The 350-nt window shown below is 64.6% G+C and carries 1 protein-coding gene; it reads left to right on the top strand.

Annotated elements, in window-relative coordinates:
- Positions 1–103: 103 nt before the first annotated feature.
- Positions 104–350: acyltransferase family protein (locus EN807_RS33430; protein WP_135938009.1), on the top strand; the 247-nt coding region annotated here is incomplete at its 3' end.

Raw genomic sequence — 350 nt, forward strand, 5'->3', positions numbered from 1 at the left:
AGCAGTTGCGAATGTGCCGTGGAGGAGCTGAGCAGTTGGGCCTTCTGCTGACCGGCATTGATTTCTATCCAGCCTTAGCGGATGACATCGGCGGAAGCCGCTGATGGCGAACGCGCGCGACATACAGCTCGATGCGCTGCGCGCCGTCGCCGTGACGATGGTGCTCTATGCGCATTTCCTGGCGCCCGGCGGGACGTCCTTCCTCGGCCATCTCGGCGTCCGGCTGTTCTTCGTTCTCTCCGGCTTCCTGATCACGCGGCTGCTGCTCGAAGCGCGCAATGACGCCGCGTTCGAGGCCGGGCCGGCGCTGCGGGCCTTCTACATCCGCCGCATGCTTAGAATCTTCCCGC

It is taken from the genome of Mesorhizobium sp. M5C.F.Ca.ET.164.01.1.1 (genome assembly GCF_004792125.1).
Taxonomy (GTDB): Bacteria; Pseudomonadota; Alphaproteobacteria; order Rhizobiales; family Rhizobiaceae; genus Mesorhizobium; species Mesorhizobium wenxiniae.